Annotated in this window: 18 protein-coding genes; 2 read left to right on the top strand and 16 right to left on the bottom strand. The window is 68.4% G+C overall.

The genetic code is table 11. The features are described from left to right. The first annotated feature begins 20 nt into the window (after positions 1-20). Entirely contained in the window at positions 21-722 is a 702-nt protein-coding gene (locus B0F77_RS38090; protein WP_086667910.1) for an SDR family oxidoreductase, read from the top strand. A 62-nt stretch (positions 723-784) separates the two neighbouring features. Here B0F77_RS38090 and B0F77_RS38085 read toward each other — a convergent pair whose 3' ends face one another. From B0F77_RS38085 to B0F77_RS38030, 12 genes are all read right to left on the bottom strand, one after another. Continuing rightward, complete coding sequence (locus tag B0F77_RS38085) at positions 785-1,984, bottom strand: cytochrome P450 (RefSeq protein ID WP_211294234.1); 1,200 nt, start codon at positions 1,982-1,984, stop codon at positions 785-787. 14 nt (positions 1,985-1,998) lie between these two features. Next, positions 1,999-2,781, bottom strand: a complete 783-nt coding sequence (locus B0F77_RS38080) for an ABC transporter permease (RefSeq protein ID WP_086667909.1) — start codon at positions 2,779-2,781, stop codon at positions 1,999-2,001. Then, on the bottom strand, positions 2,778-3,713 hold the full coding sequence (locus B0F77_RS38075) for an ATP-binding cassette domain-containing protein (protein ID WP_086667908.1): 936 nt from the start codon (positions 3,711-3,713) through the stop codon (positions 2,778-2,780). Before B0F77_RS38075 ends, B0F77_RS38080 begins: the two co-directional genes overlap by 4 nt. A 10-nt stretch (positions 3,714-3,723) precedes the next feature. After that, positions 3,724-4,566 (bottom strand): DUF4097 family beta strand repeat-containing protein, encoded by an 843-nt coding sequence (locus B0F77_RS38070; protein WP_086667907.1) that lies wholly within the window; start codon positions 4,564-4,566, stop codon positions 3,724-3,726. Between the two features lie 69 nt (positions 4,567-4,635). Next, on the bottom strand, positions 4,636-5,160 hold the full coding sequence (locus B0F77_RS38065; protein ID WP_086667906.1) for a ribbon-helix-helix protein, CopG family: 525 nt from the start codon (positions 5,158-5,160) through the stop codon (positions 4,636-4,638). Between the two features lie 235 nt (positions 5,161-5,395). Then, the gene (locus tag B0F77_RS38060) at positions 5,396-6,190 is read right to left on the bottom strand and encodes a TIGR02452 family protein (RefSeq protein ID WP_086667905.1); all 795 of its coding nucleotides are present in this window, start codon (positions 6,188-6,190) and stop codon (positions 5,396-5,398) included. A 36-nt stretch (positions 6,191-6,226) separates the two neighbouring features. Continuing rightward, positions 6,227-7,213 carry a glycoside hydrolase family 113 protein gene (locus B0F77_RS38055; protein WP_086667904.1) on the bottom strand — a complete coding sequence of 329 codons (987 nt, stop codon included), beginning with the start codon at positions 7,211-7,213 and terminating at the stop codon, positions 6,227-6,229. Between the two features lie 75 nt (positions 7,214-7,288). After that, the gene (locus B0F77_RS38050) at positions 7,289-7,723 is read right to left on the bottom strand and encodes a universal stress protein (RefSeq protein ID WP_086667903.1); all 435 of its coding nucleotides are present in this window, start codon (positions 7,721-7,723) and stop codon (positions 7,289-7,291) included. 3 nt (positions 7,724-7,726) lie between these two features. Continuing rightward, positions 7,727-8,968 (bottom strand): SLC13 family permease, encoded by a 1,242-nt coding sequence (locus B0F77_RS38045; protein ID WP_086667902.1) that lies wholly within the window; start codon positions 8,966-8,968, stop codon positions 7,727-7,729. Between the two features lie 61 nt (positions 8,969-9,029). Continuing rightward, positions 9,030-9,485, bottom strand: coding sequence for a (2Fe-2S)-binding protein (locus tag B0F77_RS38040; protein WP_086667901.1), 456 nt, complete (start codon positions 9,483-9,485; stop codon positions 9,030-9,032). Between the two features lie 12 nt (positions 9,486-9,497). Then, positions 9,498-11,711 carry a xanthine dehydrogenase family protein molybdopterin-binding subunit gene (locus B0F77_RS38035; protein ID WP_086667900.1) on the bottom strand — a complete coding sequence of 738 codons (2,214 nt, stop codon included), beginning with the start codon at positions 11,709-11,711 and terminating at the stop codon, positions 9,498-9,500. Positions 11,712-11,907: 196 nt separating this feature from the next. Further along, positions 11,908-13,470, bottom strand: a complete 1,563-nt coding sequence (locus tag B0F77_RS38030; protein ID WP_086667899.1) for an ABC-F family ATP-binding cassette domain-containing protein — start codon at positions 13,468-13,470, stop codon at positions 11,908-11,910. Between the two features lie 283 nt (positions 13,471-13,753). Between B0F77_RS38030 and B0F77_RS38025 the strand changes: the two genes are divergently transcribed. After that, positions 13,754-14,551, top strand: coding sequence for a sensor histidine kinase (locus B0F77_RS38025; protein WP_086667898.1), 798 nt, complete (start codon positions 13,754-13,756; stop codon positions 14,549-14,551). On the opposite strand, the gene B0F77_RS38020 is transcribed toward B0F77_RS38025, so the two are convergent. The 4 genes from B0F77_RS38020 to B0F77_RS38005 all read right to left on the bottom strand — a co-directional run bounded on the left by B0F77_RS38020 (position 14,552) and on the right by B0F77_RS38005 (position 16,966). Next, entirely contained in the window at positions 14,552-15,382 is an 831-nt protein-coding gene (locus B0F77_RS38020; RefSeq protein ID WP_245849172.1) for an SAM-dependent methyltransferase, read from the bottom strand. Between the two features lie 68 nt (positions 15,383-15,450). Further along, entirely contained in the window at positions 15,451-16,284 is an 834-nt protein-coding gene (locus B0F77_RS38015) for a helix-turn-helix domain-containing protein (RefSeq protein ID WP_143467126.1), read from the bottom strand. Positions 16,285-16,371: 87 nt separating this feature from the next. Then, positions 16,372-16,506, bottom strand: a complete 135-nt coding sequence (locus tag B0F77_RS51000) for a DUF397 domain-containing protein (protein ID WP_245849169.1) — start codon at positions 16,504-16,506, stop codon at positions 16,372-16,374. Positions 16,507-16,711: 205 nt separating this feature from the next. Continuing rightward, on the bottom strand, positions 16,712-16,966 hold the full coding sequence (locus B0F77_RS38005) for a hypothetical protein (protein ID WP_143467124.1): 255 nt from the start codon (positions 16,964-16,966) through the stop codon (positions 16,712-16,714). Positions 16,967-17,034 lie beyond the last annotated feature (68 nt).

Genomic DNA, 17,034 nt, shown 5'->3' with positions numbered 1-17,034 from the left:
AGTTCGCCAGGCTGAAAGGCATGGGATCACTTGAGGGGAAAGCGGCTCTCGTCACCGGCGGGAGCCGCGGCATCGGGGCGGCGGTGGCGGCGAAGCTCGCCGCACTCGGCGCACAGGTCGCGGTCACGTACCAGAACACCAAGCCGGACAACGTGTTCGCGATCCAGGCCGACAGCGCCGACCCCGATGCCGTTGTCACGGCGGTGGACGAGACCGCCGCCGAGTTCGGCAGGCTCGACGTGCTCGTGAACAACGCGGGCGTGTTCCAGGTAGGACCGCTGGAAGACCTTGGGAGAGAAGAGTTCGACCACACGATGGCCGTGAACGTGCGGGCGCCGTTCCTCGCGGCGCGCGCGGCGGCACGGCACATGCGTGAGGGCGGGCGCATCATCAGCATCGGCAGCAATGTCGCGGTGTACGCGCCGTTCCCCGGTTTCGCCCTGTACTCGGCGAGCAAGACGGCGCTGATCGGGATGACCAAAGGACTTGCGCGGGAACTGGGGCCGCGGGGCATCACCGCGAACATCGTGAACCCCGGTCCCACCGACACGGACATGAACCCGGCGGACGGGCCGATGGCGGACACCATTCGCGGGCTGACCGCGTTGGGTCGTTACGGACAGCCGGAGGAGATCGCGGAACTGGTGGCAGCGTTGGCGGGCGATGCCGGTGCGTACGTCACCGGCGCGAGCATCAACGCTGACGGCGGCTTCACCGTCTGAGATTCACCGTCTGAAATTCACGGCCGCGCAGGCCGGGTGCCCATGGTGCACCCGGCCTCGCGTCACGCCCAGGTGACCGGCAGGGCGTGCACGCCGTAGATGTTCATGTCCGTGCGGAGCTTCACTTCACGGGCGGGCACAGCGAGTTCCAGCGCCGGGAACCGGCGCAGCAGCCCCTCGAACCCGGCACGCATCTCGATGCGGGCCAACTGCTGGCCGAGACACTGGTGCACCCCGTGCCCGAACGCCAGGTGCCCACGGGCGTTGCGGTGCACGTCCAACGTGTCCGGCTGCTCGTAGCGCTCCGGGTCGTGGTTGCCCGCCAGCAGCGACAGGATGACCGTCGAGCCCTCGCGGATCGTCTCCCCGAAGAACTCGATGTCCTCCGAGGCGTAGCGGAAGAAGATGTCGCCGACCGCCAGGTACCGCAACAGTTCTTCCACCGCGTCCGGGATCAGCTCGGGGTTCGCCCGCAGTTCGGCCAGCTGGTCCGGGTGCTCCAGCAACGCGAAAGTGCCCAGCGCCAACATGTTCGCGGTCGTCTCGAAGCCGGCGAGCAGCAACAGGAACGCCATGCCGACGAGTTCCTCGATGCTGAGGTCCTCGTCCTTGGCCAGGTCGGACAGCAGGTCGTCGGCGGGCTCGGCACGCTTGCTGACGACCAGTTCGGCCAGGAACGTGTTCATCGCCATGTACGCGGCCATCTTGTCCTCCAGGTTCACCTCCCGCTCCATGAACTTGGAGGAGTTGACCTGGAACGTCTCCCGGTCCGCGTAAGGGACTCCGAGGATCTCGCAGATCACCAGTGACGGCACCGGAAGCGCGAACTCGGCCACCAGGTCGACCGGCGGCGTGAGCTTGGCCAGCGCGTCGAGCTGCTGTTCGGTGATCTCGATGATGCCTTCTTCCAACGCCTTCATGCGCTTGACCGTGAAGGCTCCGGTGAGCTTGCGCCGCAACCGGGTGTGGTCCGGCGGGTCCATGCTGATGAACAGCCCCGGGGTCTGCGGGGACGGTTCGGTCTGCTCCGGCATGCCGGGGGTCGGGAACGGCACGTGCAGGATGCCGAGGTCCTGGCGGTTGCTGAACCTGGTGTCCGCCAAGGCGGTTCGCACCGCGTCGTACCCGGTGATCAGCCAGCCCTCGTGGCCGTCGGGAAAGAGCATCGGGCTGACCGGGCGGGTCGTGCGCACCTCGGTGATCTTGCTCGGCGGGTCGAACGGGCTGACGTCGCGGTCCATCGGGAGGCCGTGCACGGTCATCGGGATTCTCCTGTTCAGCGGGTGGATTCGCGGTTGAAGAGCTTCTTGGACCAGAGGTAGCCGCCGAACCCGATGACGACGCACCAGCCCAGCGCGATGTAGCCGCTGTTGCCGATCGGCGTGCCCATCATCAGGCCGCGCAGAGCGTCGATGAACGGGGTGAACGGCTGGTACTCGGCGAACCAGCGCAGCACGGTCGGCATCGAGTCGGTCGGTACGAAACCGTTGCCGAAGAAGGGAAGCAGGATCAGCGGCAGGCCGATGTTGCTCGACGACTCGACGGACTTGCTCTTGAGGCCCAGCGCCGCGGAGAACCAGATGAGCGCGAACGCCATGGCCACCAGCAGTCCGGCGATCGCCAGCCACTCGACGAAGCTCGCCTGCGGCCGGAAGCCGATCGCCACCGCGACACCGAAGACGAACGTCATGGCGAGGACCGTCTGCACCAGGCTGCCGACCACGTGTCCGGTCAGGACGGACACGCGGGCGATCGCCATGGTGCGGAAGCGGTCCACGACCCCCTCGGTCATGTCCATCGCGATCGAGATGCTCGTGCCCTGCACCGCCGCGGTGATCGCCATCAGGATGATCGTCGGCGTCACGTAGTTCAGGTACTCCGCGCGGCCGCCGGAGGGTCCGCCGAGGCCGGCGCCGAGCGTGCCGCCGAAGACGTAGACGAACAGCAGCAGGAAGACGACCGGCATGATCAGCAGCTGGAACGTCATGGACGGGTAGCGGATCATCCGCTTGAGGTTGCGGCGCACCATCGTCGCCGAGTCGGTCAGGACGTAGGTCATGGCTGGCTCACCTTTTCGGAGTCGCCGGTGAGGGCGAGGAAGACGTCGTCGAGGTCGGGCGTGTGCGTGCTGATCGAGTCGACCAGGACCGCGTTGTCGTCGAGCCGGTCGAGCAGAGTCTTGAGCGCGTGGACGCTGCCGTCGTTCGGCACCCGCAACGCGAGCGAGTCACCGTCACGAGAAGCGTTGGCCACGACCCGCGTGGCGTTCTCCAGGTGGCGGGGATCGCTGAACTGCAGCAGCACGTGCCCGCCGGGGATGCGGCGCTTGAGCTCGTCCGCGGTGCCCTCGGCGACGATCGTTCCCTTGTCCAGCACCGCGATCCGGTCGGCGAGCTCGTCTGCCTCGTCCAGGTACTGGGTGGTGAGGAAGATCGTGACGCCGTCCGCCACGAGCCGCCGCACGATGTCCCACATGACGCGCCGGCTGCGCGGGTCGAGACCCGTCGTCGGTTCGTCGAGGAAGATCACCTGTGGCGAGCCCACCAGCGTCATGGCGAGGTCGAGCCGGCGCCGCATGCCGCCGGAGTAGGTGTGCGCGGACTTGTCCGCCGCGTCGACCAGGTCGAACCTCTCCAGCAGTTGCTCGGTCTTCGCCCTGCCCTCCGCCCGGCCGAGGTGGTGCAGGTCGGCCATCAGCTTCAGGTTCTCCCGGCCCGTCATCAGGTTGTCGATGGCGGAGAACTGGCCGGTGACGCCGATCGCGGCGCGGACCGCGTCGGGATCACTCGCCACGTCGTGGCCGGCGACGGACGCGCTGCCGCCGTGGGCCTTGATGAGCGTGGACAGGATCTTGACCATGGTGGTCTTGCCGGCGCCGTTCGCGCCGAGCAGGGAGAAGACGGTGCCGCGCTGGACGTTGATGTCGACGCCCTTGAGCACATCGTGGTCGCCGTAGGACCTGCGCAGCCCGGTGGCCTTGATCGCGTTCATGGAGTTCCCCTCAGGCACGGCGGACGGTGATGTCGCCGAAGGACGTGTGGGCGGTGACCTTGACGGTCTGTGCGGCGTTTCCGGGGCCGTCGCTGCCCTCGAGCGTGTTGGTGACGCGGCCGAAGCTGGTCTTGGCGTCGATCCACGCGGCGGTGCCCTGTGCGATCCCGACCTCGACGCCGCCCATCGCGGTGTTCAGCGAGACGGTGTCGCGGACGACCTCGCCGATGCCGATCGATCCCATGGCGGTCTTGGCCTCCACGAGAGCGGCGGCCCGTTCGACGTTGATGTCGCCGTTGGCCGAACGGGCCCGCAGCTCGCCTTCGACCGTGCCGACCTCGATGTGTCCGTTGGAGTTCTTGACGACCAGCGAGCCGTTGACGGCGCCGATGCGGATGTGCCCGCTGCCGGTCTTGACCTCGGCGTTGCCCTTGACCGCGCCGACGTGGACCACACCGGCACCGGTGTCCGCCTTCAGCGAGCCGGCCCGGTCGACGTGGATGTTGCCGGCGGACATGTCGACCTCGGTCACGCCGAGCACACCGGAGGTGCGGGTCGTGCCGGCCGTCACGTCGGCGTCCACTTTGGACCCGGTGGGCAGCTCGACCACGATGTCGACCGACCTGGTCTTCTTCGAGAAGTCGACCGTCCGCTTCGGCCCGCGGATCATCAGCGTGCCGTCGCTGTAGTCGACGCGGGTCTTCTGCGCGGCCTCGACGTCCGAGGAGTCGGACGGGTCGGAAGGACGCACGTCGACCTTCGTGTCGGTGCGGTCGCTCGCGACGATCTCGACGTAGCCCGCGTAGACGTCGAGCAGTACGGAAATCGGTTCTGGCGTGTCGTAAGAAGGCATGGCTGTCCCCTCAGAAGGTGCAGGAAGAACGTCTCCGCAGGTCAGAGACGTGAAGAAGAACGGGTGTGGTTAGCGGACCCAGCCGACGAAACGCTGGGTGCCCGTGATGCCCTCGATGAGCGTTTCGGGGCCGGCCTCGCGCTTGGGCGCCAGTTGGGCGGACGCGGCCCGCACCAGCCACGCGTTGACCGAGCGGCCCTCCTTGGCCGCGGCCTCGTCGATCGCCGCCTTGAGCGGTTCGGGCAGGCGGACGTTGATCCGCACGGTGGTGCCGTCCTCGTAGCCGGCCGCGACGTCCTCGGCGGGTGCCGCGACGGGCTCCGGCGCGACGGCGGCTGGCTGCTGCTCGACCGGCCGGCGCGTCACGACGAACTTGGGGTCCCGGCCCCGCAGCAGCACCTGCACCGAGTCCGGCGCCAGGTCCGCGGTGATCTCGTCGGCGGCGGCGGACAGCGCCTCGAGCAGCGCCAGCCGGATCGCCGACTCCATCGACACGGTCAACCGCTCGACGAGCGCGTTGGCCTCGTCACCGCCCGTCTCGACGGCGGTCAGCAGTTCGCGACCGAGGGAAGCCACGTACGGGGTCAGATCCATGGCATCACTATGGCACACGGTGGCACCACCAGCAAGGAGATCTGGCTCAGCGTGGCATCATTTTGGCTCAGTGCAGGTCAGAGGCCTGAGCCAGGTCTCCAGAAAGGCACGTCACCCATGTCACCTGCTGGGCGACAAGATCACGGAGAACGTTCATGGTGTCTGACAACGAACTGCTCGACGACGTGCGCACGGTGCAGGACGGCGCAGCTCAGGACCTCGATCCCGGACGGGTTCACCGAGGTCGGGTGAGCGCCTCGGCGAAGGCCGCCAGCGTCGGCGTGCCCTTCTGCCGGTCCAGCACCGCGAACACGACGTGGTCGAAGTACGGATTGTCCCGCAACGCCAACCGGAAGGTCTCGGCAACGACAGCAGGGTCGTTGCCGAAGACCCCGCAACCCCACGCGCCCAGCACGAGCCGGCGGTGGCCATGCGTTGCCGCAACGTGCAGAACCCGCACGGCTCGTTGCAGCAGCGCGGCGGGAATGCTTTCAGCACGCTCGGGCTGGTTGCGCACGATCGCGGACCGGTTGGGTGCCGCCGAGGTCAGGAACGAGACCTCGTACGGCTCCGGCAGCAGGTTTCCCTTGTCGTCGCGGAAGACCGGCACCCGAGGCGAGTGGATGACGCGGTCGCTGTAGGTGAGGTCGTCGTGCGCGCGGTGGTGCCGGTAGAAGTCGCCGGCCGCGAGCAGGCAGGGGTAGAGCGCCGACGAACGCGCGACGCTCTCCTCCTGAGCCTGTGCCCCGTTGAGGAACCCACCGCCGGGGTTGCGCGCGGAAGCGAAGACCAGGCAGGCGATGTCGCCCCCGAGCCGTCGAGTCGCCTCCAAAGTGGACTCGTTGGTGACGTCCACCTTCGGGGGCTCTCCCGGTGCGGGCAAGGACAACGCGTCCCCGGGAAGGTGAAGCCGCGTCCCGGACACCGCCGGGGTGACGGCGATCGGCACCTCGCGCGACCCGGTGGAGTAGGAACCTCGCTCCGAGATCTCGACGGTGTCGCGGGCGATCGCTCGCAGCCTGCTGCTCATGATGCGGACAATTGTTCCAAAGCCGCCAAGTGGTTTTCAGATCCGCGCGTAGACCTCCGCGACCGCGCCGAACGCGGCCTTGGGTGCCCAGCTGCCGTCCTCGTAGACCTTCACGATGCCCGGACCGGCCATGTCGACGTCCCGGCTCGGGTCGTCCGGCCGATGCGGGTAGTTGCTGAGCGCGAACATGTACACGAACGCGCCGTCCACGCCCTCCGCCTCAAAGATCTCCAGCACCTCACGCAGATAAACGGCCTGCTCCTCCTCGTCACGGACGTAACCGTCCTTGACCCGGACCGGCAGCCCGGTGTCATCGAGTTCGACGATCTCCATGCTGCGCGGAGCCACCGCGCCCGAGCCCCGCCAGGCGGCCGTGCCGAACCCGGTGATGGCCACCGGCTTCCCCTGCGCCACCACGCTTCGGATGCCCTCCGCATACCGGTCCGCCACCTCGGCCGACCGGATCAGCTCGAACGACATCACGTCGAACAGGCTCCAGTCCACCCGTTCGAACGGGATGCACGCGTACGTGATCTTCCCGAGGAAGTGCTCCCGCACGACCTCGACCGCTCGCACCAGGAACTCGTTGAGCCGCGCGGCGGCCTCCGCCATCCGTTCGGCGTTGCCCAGCAGCCGGCTCACCCGGTCCATGACGTCGTCGCCGTCCAGGAACCCGTCGTTCATGATGCTCAGCTCGACCCCGGTCACGAACACCACCTCGGCCCCGCCGGCCCGGACGCGTTCGGCCCGGCGCGCGCACTCCGTGAACAGCTCCAGGATCTCGTCCGGCTTCAGCTCCAGCGGATACGGCGAGAACCAGACCTCCAGCCCCAGGTCAGCCGCGATGCGAGCGGCCTGCTCCAGCCGTTCCGGATCACCCCCGACGAGATGAACGGCGTTGCAGTGCAGGTCGTCCCTGATCACCGCCAGATCCCGCCGCACCACGTCGAGGTCGAAGCGCGGCACCGAAATCTTCCCGCCACGCACGAACCCGGTGTCGTACGCGATCCCCTTGGCACGCATGGGCAGTCCCCCTCCGTCTCGATGCCCCGAGACTAGAAGACAAAAGTGCGTGCACGCAAGTTTGCGTTTACGAACCTACGTCGGCCACACCAGCAACACCGGGCAGGTCGCGTGATCCACCACGAACCGGGTCGCCGGCCCGAGACTGCGTGGCCCGGCATGACTGACGTCGCCGTCACGGCACACGACCAACAGCGACGCTTCCCGAGCAGCCGCAACGACTTCGTGCTCCACCCGCCCCACCCGCGCCGACGTCGTGCACGGCACCCCGAGCCGTTCGGCGGCCGCCTCCAGCAACCGCGCGGCGTGGTCCGCCGCCAGCCCGTCCAGCCGCGTACCGGGATCACGGGACGGATGCCGCCCGAACAACCCGGCGAACGCGCCATGAGCCGCGCCGGGCACGTCGTGATCACTGACGTGCAGCAGCAGGAACTCCTCCCCGCCAAACCCCCGAGCCGCGTCGACGCAGTCCTGCCAGGTGTCGTCAGCGACCCACACGACCACCGTCATCGGTCATCCTCCGATCACGAGCAGAGACGCCCACAGTGCCACGACCGCGCCGACCAGCGTGGCAGGCACGGCGAGCACCCCCAGCCTGGTGAACTCCGGCAGGTTCACCTCGGTGTCGTGGTCGTGCACGATCCGCCGCCACAACAACGTGGCCAACGACCCCGCGTAGGTGAGGTTCGGCCCCAGGTTCACCCCGAGCAACACCGCCAGCACCGCCCCGGCGCCCAACGGTGCCACCAACGGCAACAGCACCAGCACCGCGGGCAGGTTGTTGATCACGTTCGCCAGCACCGCGGCCACCGCCGCGAGCCCCAGCAACGCCAGCAGTCCGTTCCCGCCGGGCACCACGTGCCGCAACAGGTCGTCCAACCCGTTGTCGACGACCGCCCGCACCACCAGGCCGAGCCCGAGCACGAACGCGAGAAACGGCACCGAAGCCGCCCGCACCACCTTGACCACGGACGTCCGCCGCCGTGCCAGCGCCCGCACCGCCATGGCCACCGCCCCCGCGCAAGCCGCCCAGGCCGGGTCGATCCCGGTGGCCGACGCCACCACGAACCCGACCAAGGTCAACCCGACCGTCGCCAGGGCGAACACCGGCAACTCACTCGGCGGCCGCACGTCCGGCGCGTGCACCGGCGCGTCCAGATCCGTCCGGAAGAACCACCGGAACACCACGTACTCAACGGCGATCGCCACCACCCAAGGCAACGCCATCAAAGCCGCGAACCGGGTGAAACTCAGCCCGCTGGACGCGAACGCCAGCAGGTTCGTCAGATTGGACACCGGCAACAACAGCGACGCGCTGTTCGACAGGTGCGTGCACGCGTAGACGTGCGGCTTGGGCCGAACCCCGAGCTGAGCCGCCGTCGCGAACACCACCGGCGTCAGCAACACGACCGTCGCATCCAGACTCAGCACCGCCGTGGTCACCGACGCCGCAACGAACACACCGCCCAGCAACGTCCGCGGGCGTCCACCAGACGCCCGCGCCATCCAGGTTCCGCAGGCGTGGAACAGCCCTTCGTCGTCACAAAGCTGTGCCAGCACCAGAATCGCGGCCAGGAACCCGATCACGGGTCCCAGCCGCACCGCCTCGTCCACCGCGTGGTCGACCGGCAACGCCCCGACCAGCACGACGAGCAGCCCGGCTGGCACCGCGACCGCCGCCTCAGGCCATCCCCACGGCCGGACGACCGCGCAAACAAGCACAGCCACCAGCAACAACACCGACAGCGCCAGCACGGATCCTCCTGCGCCGGCGGGCCCGGCTCACCTCCGAAACTCTAGAACCCGCGCCGCGCCTTCACATCTTCGCCGCGGCGGACTTGATCGCCTGCCGAATCCGGAAATAGGTCCCACAACGGCAAACGTTCGCGATTCGGTCGATGTCCTCGTCGCTGGGTTCACCGACGGAGTTCAACAGCGCCACCGCGGCCATGATCTGCCCGGGCTGGCAGTACCCGCACTGGGCGACGTCCTGTTCCAGCCAGGCCTCCTGGACCGGATGCAACTCGTCCCCGGAAGCCAGCCCCTCGATGGTGGTGACGGTCTTCCCGGCACAGGACGACACCGGCGTGACGCAAGGCTGGACCTCGGCGCCGTCGAGGTGGGACGTGCAGGCGCGGCACACACCGATGCCGCAGCCGAACTTGGGCCCGCGCACCCCGAGCTTGTCCCGCAGCACCCAGAGCAGGGCCAGGTCCGCAGGAGCCTCGACCGAGACCGGCTTCCCGTTGACGACGAACGTGTAGGTAGGCACAGGGACGCTCCTTCAGCGCGGGAACGGCTCGAAATCGACGGGGAAGATGATCGGGAAGCTGCGCGGAACCACGCCGGTGGCCCGCGCGTAGGCGTTGGCGATCGCCCCGACGGCAGCGGGCACTCCCAGCTCTCCCGCACCGCCGGGCTCACCAGTGGCCGGCATCACGTGCACCCGCACGTCCAGCGGCGCGTCCTTCTGCCGCGCATAGTGGAACTGCGAGTACGACCCCTCCAACGGCAACCCGCGGTCGATGTGCAGGCCGGCCCGCAAGGTCGTGGAGATGGCATCGGTGAGCCCACCCAGCATCTGCGCCTCGAGCCCACGCGGGTTCACCGGCCGTCCGACGTCGACCACGATCACCGCCTTGACCACCCTGGGGTTCTGCGGATCGCGGGCATCGATCTCCACCAGACAGGCCGTGCACGACTTGTACTCGTCGTGGAACGCGACACCCTGCGCGAACCCACGAGGCATCGGCCGCCCCCACTCGCCCAGCGCGGCCGCCTTGTCCAGCACCGCCCGCTGACGAGCGCTCTTCAGGTGCTCCCGCCGGAACGCGACCGGGTCCTTGCCCATCCGGGCCGCCAGCTGGTCGACCAGGATCTCCTCCGCGCCACGGGTGTTCGCCGAGTAGACGGACCGCCACGACCCGGTGTGCATCCGCAGCGGCACCTCGTTGAGCAACGAGGTCACCACCCCGAAGTTGTACGGCACCTTGCAGGTGGTCAGGAACACCGTCTGCGCGAAGGAAAGGTTCCCGCCCACCGGCAACGAAGCCGCGGTGGCGGTGAGGATCTCCCCGAGCCCGTGCCGGAAGTCGGTCTCGACGGACGCCACCCGGTGCTCGAACGTCAGCACGTTGCCGAGCCCGAACGTGGCCCGCAGCTTGTGATGACTGGCCGCACGAGCCCGCCCGTGCCGCATGTCGTCGGTGCGCGACCACATCAACTTCACCGGCCGCCGCAACGCCCGGGAGATCTGCGCGGCCTCGATGGCGGCGTCGAAGAACAACCGGCGCCCGAACGACCCGCCACCCTGCATCACGTGCACGGTCACCGCGGCCTCCGGCAGTCCGAGCACCGAGGCGATCGTCTGACGCGCCACGATCGGCGACTTCAGCCCGGCCCAGATCTCGGCGCGATCGTCCCGGACGTCCGCGATCGCCGAGTTCGTCTCCATCGGCGCGTGGCTGACGAACGCGAAGTCGAACTCCATGTCCACGTGCTGGGTCAGCAACGGCGGCACCACGAACGGCAACGCCGCGGCCCGCAACTTCGCCCGGATGTCCTTGTCCGACAGGGCATCGATCGTGCCGGGATGCCAGGTGACCTTCAGCGCGTCCCGAGCGGCCATCGCCTGCCCGAACGTCTCCGCGACCACCGCGACGCCCGTCGGCACGACAGCGACGGCGAGCACGCCCGGCATCGACCGCGCGGCAGCCGAATCCACCGACCTGACCGTGCCGTTGATCGTCGGCGGCCGGCGCACGACCGTCGGCATCGCTCCCGGCACGTCGTGGTCGAGCGTGTACTTGAACTGACCGGTGACCATCGCACGGGCGTCGATGCGCGACTGCGGCGTGCCGACGAGCCGGTGTTCCGACGCGGGCTTCGGTTGTGCGGAAAAGACTCCGGTCAGCTGAGCGGCCGCGGAGGTCAACAACCCGTAGGCGATGAACCGTCCGTCCGGCAGCACCACCCCACCGTCGCGAGTGGACAGTTGGCCGACGGCCGCGCCGTACTCCTGAGCAGCCGCCGCGACCAGCCTGGCCCGCACGGCCGCCGCCGCGGAACGGACCGGCCCGTACACCGACCGGATCGTGTTCGAACCACCGGTGAGCTGGTTGAACAGCAGCTCGGAGCGCGCGTCCGCCAGCACCACGCGCACGCGGTCCAACGGCAGGTCGAGCTCCTCCGCGACGAGCATCGCGGTGGCCGTGGTGATGCCCTGGCCGACCTCGGCGCGGGGCAGTTCGAGGGTGACGACGCCGTCCTCGCCGACGCTGAGCACGGCGAGCGCGCCCTCGGTCGGGGTTCCGGCCAGGATGAGGATGTCGCCGAGATCCATGATCTCGGCCGGTTGCGGCAGCGTCGGAACGACGGCCTCCGCGGTACCGGGCACCGCGACGGTGAGCACCGGAGCGGCTACCAGAAACGCGAGGAACTGCCGACGACGCACGGGGACCCGGGTTTCGGGGACCGGGACTTCGTTGTCACAGGTCATGTAATCGTCAACGACATTCGGACCACCGGGATGCGACCGTCAGCCGAACGGACGCACCGCCGACCGGCAGGTCACCGCAACTGCGGCGAGAGCAAGGACGATCTCCCGCACATGAGCCGATCTTGCAGCCCTAGTCGCTCGGGGCAACACGGCGCCGCAGCACGTTCTCGGTGCCGCCTGCGCTCCGGCGACAGCTCTATCGAGACGTTCGACTGCTACGAGCCATTCTGAGTTCCTCTCCCTGCCACCTCTGCCGCAGCAAACGGTCGTGCGACGCCACGACGACCGCACCGGGGTAGTCCGCGAGCGAGGCTTCGAGCTCTTCCACGAGCGCGAGCGACAGGTGGTTCGTCGGCTCGTCCAGCAGCAGCACGTCCGACTCCCCGACCAGCAGCCGCGCCAACGCGAGCCTTCGGCGTTGCCCGATCGACAACGCTCCGACCGGCGTGCCGAAGTCCTCCACGCGGAAGAGCCCCAGCGCCGCCAGCCGCTCGGCAGTCCCGCCGAACGCCGCCAGCAGCGTCTGCTTCGGCCGCGCGACAACGGTTTCCTGCGGCAGGTACCCGACCACACCGGTGCGGATGACCGTGCCGCGGTCGGGTTCCAGCACACCGGCCAGCACGTCGAGCAACGTCGACTTGCCGACGCCGTTCGGTCCGGTCACCAACAACCGTTGCCCTGCCTGGACAGTCAGCTCATCGACGCACAACCGTTGATCAACCTCAACCTGCCTCAGTTCGAGCACCGCACCCTCGCGCACCGCCGCGTCGAGCGGGGCGTTGAGGTGCAACGGTTCCGGCGGCTTGGGCACCGGATCGGCGTGCAACCGCTCCAGCCGTTCGGACGCGCTGCGCACCCGCGTCTGGATCGACGCCTGCACCCGGCGGCCGTCGCCGTTGTACTTGCACTTGTTGTGGTCCTGGACAGGACGGCCCGGCGCGACCCGGTACGCCGTCGTGCCGCGCCAGTCGGTCCAGTGGGCGATCTCGCCGACCCACTCCGCGTAGGCCTGCTCCCACCGCTGCCGCGCCGCCCTCTTCTCGGCCACATAGCCCGCGTACCCGTTGCCGTAGCGGGAGATCTTCCGTTCGTCGACCTCGATGATCGCCGTGGTCACCCGCTCCAGCAGCAGCCGGTCGTGCGTCACCACGACCAGCGTGCCGCGATGTGCCCGCAACCTGTTCTCCAGCCAGGCCAGCGCCTGGTCGTCGAGGTGGTTGGTGGGCTCGTCGAGCAGCAGCAGCTCGGGTTCGGCCGACAGCACCCCGGCCAGCGCCAGCCTGGCCTTTTGCCCACCGGACAACGTGCAGAGCCGCCGTTGGCCGGCCAGCCCGCCGATGCCCAGCGCGGACATGGCGGCTTCGACCCGCGCGTCGGCCGAGTAGCCGTCGCGCAACTCGAACGCGGTGAGCAGATCGCCGAGCTCTTCGAGCCTTTCCTGCTCGGCCGCGTGAGCGATCTGCTGCTCCAGCAACCGGATCTCGAAGAGCGCGGCGTCGATCGCATCGCGCACGGTCGCGTCGCCGGGCAGGTCGAGCACCTGCGCGAGGTACCCGATCCCGTCCGCGACCACGGTGATCTCACCGTCGTCCGGAACGTCCTGCCCGGCGACCAACCGCAGCAGCGTGGACTTGCCGGAACCGTTCTCGCCGACGACGCCGATCTTCTCGCCCGGCCTGACCGTCAGCGAGACGTCGTCGAGCACACGCCGACGCGCGTAGTTCCTGGTGATGGATTTGAGCGTCAACTGACCTGACACATGACCCCCTGCTGTCCGAAGTGAACTCGGAAAAGACGCACGCGTGGCGTGCCCGCAGTGGAGTCAGAAGATCATGGAGTTGATGTTCCCATACACTGTACGAGAGCGCAACGGCCTTACCGGAACACTCCACACAGGACAAGCGTCACGCTTGATCGTCACGACGACCGGACGCCGACGTCCGGCAGGCGGAAACGTCGGCGTCCGCCACCTGCGAAAGTAGGGTGCACCCCCTGCTCCCGTAGGTGATCCAAGGCACAAATCCGGCAGTATCGTCAGGCGCGTGAGACGGGCCGGAGACCTGGCGCAGGTGCTGCTCGTGGCAGCGCCCGACACCTGGCGCGAATTCGCGCTGGCCACGCTGGGGATCGTCCTGCTCTCGGCGTCCGCGGTGTGGTGGCGCAGCCTCGCCAGGGGCGCGGCCGAATGCGCCGAACTGGAACGCGAACTGCTGGCCGAGCGCGCCCGCGCCGACGAACGCACGAGGCTCGCCGCCGAGATGCACGACGTCGTCACGCACCGCCTGAACCTGATGGTGTTGCACGCCGGCGCGATGCGGATGGCGGCCAAGGACGACAGCAGCCGCGCGGCCGCCGAGGAACTGCGCACCGCGGGCTGCCAGGCGTTGGTCGAACTGCGCGACCTGGTCGGCGTGCTGCGCAACGGCCGCACCGCACGCATCCCGGACGTCCTGCCCGACCGGCTCTCCAGCCTGGTCGCCGACTCCGCCGCCACCGGGCTGGCGATCACCCTGACCGAACACGGCGACGCCGACATCATCTCCCCCGCCGTGCGCCGCACGATGTACCGCGTCGTCCAGGAGTCGCTCACGAACGTGCACCAGCACGCGCCGGGTGCCCAGACCGAGATCACCATCCACTCCGGACCGAGCACCGTCCGCGCGGTCATCCGCAACACCGCGCCGCCGTTCCTCCCCGAACCGCCGAAACCTCGCTCCGGCCAGGGTTTGCTCGGCCTGCGCGGCCGGGTCGAGATGGTCGGCGGCACCCTCACGGCGGGTCCGACGGACGACGGCGGCTACGAGGTGGACGCGGTCCTGCCCGCGTTCGTCCCCACCTGATCACCCCTTGCGCCCGACACCCGCCCACATCGCCGACTCGCCCGGCGCCTCGAACTCGACGGCCGGCGCACCGGGAGCCGCTTCCTCGGGATGCCACTGCGCCGTCCACGTCACTCCGGGCTCGACGAGTTCGAAGTCCCCGAACAACTCCTCGATCTCCGGCTTCGACCGCCACACCGCGGCGAGCTCGCCGAACCCGACCAGCTTGGCCTTGTTCGGCACGCCCTCGTCGGTGAGATGAGAGATGGCGAGGTAGGACCCCGGGCTGCTCAGCTCGCGATATCTGGCCACCGCCCGTGGCCCGACGTCCACGCCGCGGGCGTTGGACTGCCGCAGGTGCAGCACGGCGATCAGCAACACCGCGACGGGCCGTTCGAGATCCACCACCCCCGTGTCGGCGACCTGCCGCCACAACCCGTCCGGATCACGCAGATCAGCGTGAACGGCCGCATGTCTTGCCCGGTCGCCGTCCCGATCCAGCAGCACCTGCGCGTGTGCCACCGTCACCGGTTCGTGGTCGACGTAGACGACCTGGCTCTCACCGGGCGCGAACAGGTCCGCCACCTGATGCGTGTGCCCCATCGTCGGCAGCCCCGCCCCGATGTCCACGAACTGCCGAACACCCCTGCGCAACAGGTACCGCACCACCCGGTGCAGGAACAGCCGGTTCGCCCTCGCGATCGCCTGCAGCTTCGGGAACACCCGCAGCGCCTGTTCCGCGAACCGCCGATCGGCCTCGTAGCAGTAGTCGCCGCCGAGCAGGAAGTCGTAGACGCGCGCGGGGCTGGGATTGTGGAGATCGATGCCGTGCGGAGGGAACTCTTCACGCACGGATTCCGCCCACCTCTCACCGGCCACGGTTCAGCGTACGCACCCGAACGAGCGAGCGAAATCCGGCGCTAGCGTGACATCCGATCGTGCAACTCGGTGACCAGTTGTTCGAGGAACTCCCGGCTGGCCTGCTCGGTGAGCGCGCGCCGGTCGACGTCCTTCCAGTATTCCTCGTAGTTGTGCCGGTCCTCCGGCTTGTCCAGATACAGCGCGCCCTTCAGGTGTTCCACGTACACGTAGTCCGATTTGCCCATCGACATCAACGTGAAGTCGTTCGCCGAATACGGCATCGGCACGTCGAACGGGATCACCCGGATGTGCAGCCAGTCGTGCTCGGCACCGAGCCCGAGCAAATGCCGGATCTGGTCGATCGCCACGGACGCCCCACCCGGCGAGCGCCGTAATGAGGACTCGCTGAACACGACGTGGTACTGCGGCGGCGACGGCGAACTGAACAATGCTCGCCTTTCCTCCCGAAGGCGCAGGTGGTCCGCGATCTCCTCAGGGCTTTCCGGCGCGAACATCGCCAGCGTGTACGACTCCGCCTCAAGCCACGCCGGGATGCGTTCGCTGTGCCATGCGCGCACCTCATTCGCATGAGGCTCGTCGCCGAAGTACCGCTGAAACCACTCGGGAACTCCTCGGCGATAGCCGCTCAGCTTGCCGACGTCCACGAGCCGGTGCATCTCGGCGGCACGATCGCGACCGATCCGCAGCACGTCGACAATGCGCCGCAGATCGTCGTGGCTGGGCGTGGAGTTCCCGGTTTCGATCTTCGAAATCTTCTCCTGCCGGCATCCGATCAATTCGGCCAGCGTGGTCTGGTTCATTCCCGCGGCCAAGCGGCTCTGGCGCACGAGCTTGCCCAGCTGCACGCGTTGCGATGGGAAGGAGGCGGACAAGGACTCTCCACTGTGCACTGCCGAGAACGCGGGAGCCTCGATGCTAGGTCACGTCCGCCCAGCTCCGACGTGGTTTTCCCGAAACGGTCAGTCCACGTCGTACCGTCCACGCCTGAGCGCGTCGGCGAACACACCCCACCCGGCGCTCTCGAAGATCAACAATTCTGGCGACGACGACTTCGAGTCGCGGACTCCCACGAACCCGGGAACGCCCAGGTTCACCTCGACGCAGTTGCCACCGTTCGGTCCGCACGCGCGTGCGGACCTCCATGCCCGCTCAGCGAAGGATTGCGAATGGACACGCGAATTGGACATCATGATCGAACCCCCTCGGCCGGTATCTCCCTTTCCCGGAACAACGATGTTCCCCCGGGATCGTTCGGGACACAACCAACCGAAAGGGTTCAGATCCGAACACGCTTGGTGATCAGTTTTCCGCCACGGGCCGACCACCACAGGTCGCCGTGCGACGCAGCAACAGCAGCAGCCCGGCGAGGATCGTGATGCCAGCGGCACCGAAAGCCGACACCATCACCGCACTGAGTCCCGCGAAAACGATGACCAGCAACACCCCGGTTCGGGCGGTGAGATTCCAGTCGGCGAGGACATCACCGAGCAGGCACTGCCAGGACTTGCCGGGCTTGCGGTGGCGGCCGCCACCCGAGGAGGCCATAATGGCCATGTTGTCTGTCCTTACTGGTGTGATGTGTGGATATGACAGCGACCGCGTGGTCCCCTGTTGGAGCAGGG

This window comes from Lentzea kentuckyensis, assembly GCF_002150765.1.
GTDB lineage: Bacteria > Actinomycetota > Actinomycetes > Mycobacteriales > Pseudonocardiaceae > Lentzea > Lentzea kentuckyensis.
Note: the sequence above shows the minus strand (reverse complement) of the source record. Positions and strands in the feature narration are given on the sequence as shown.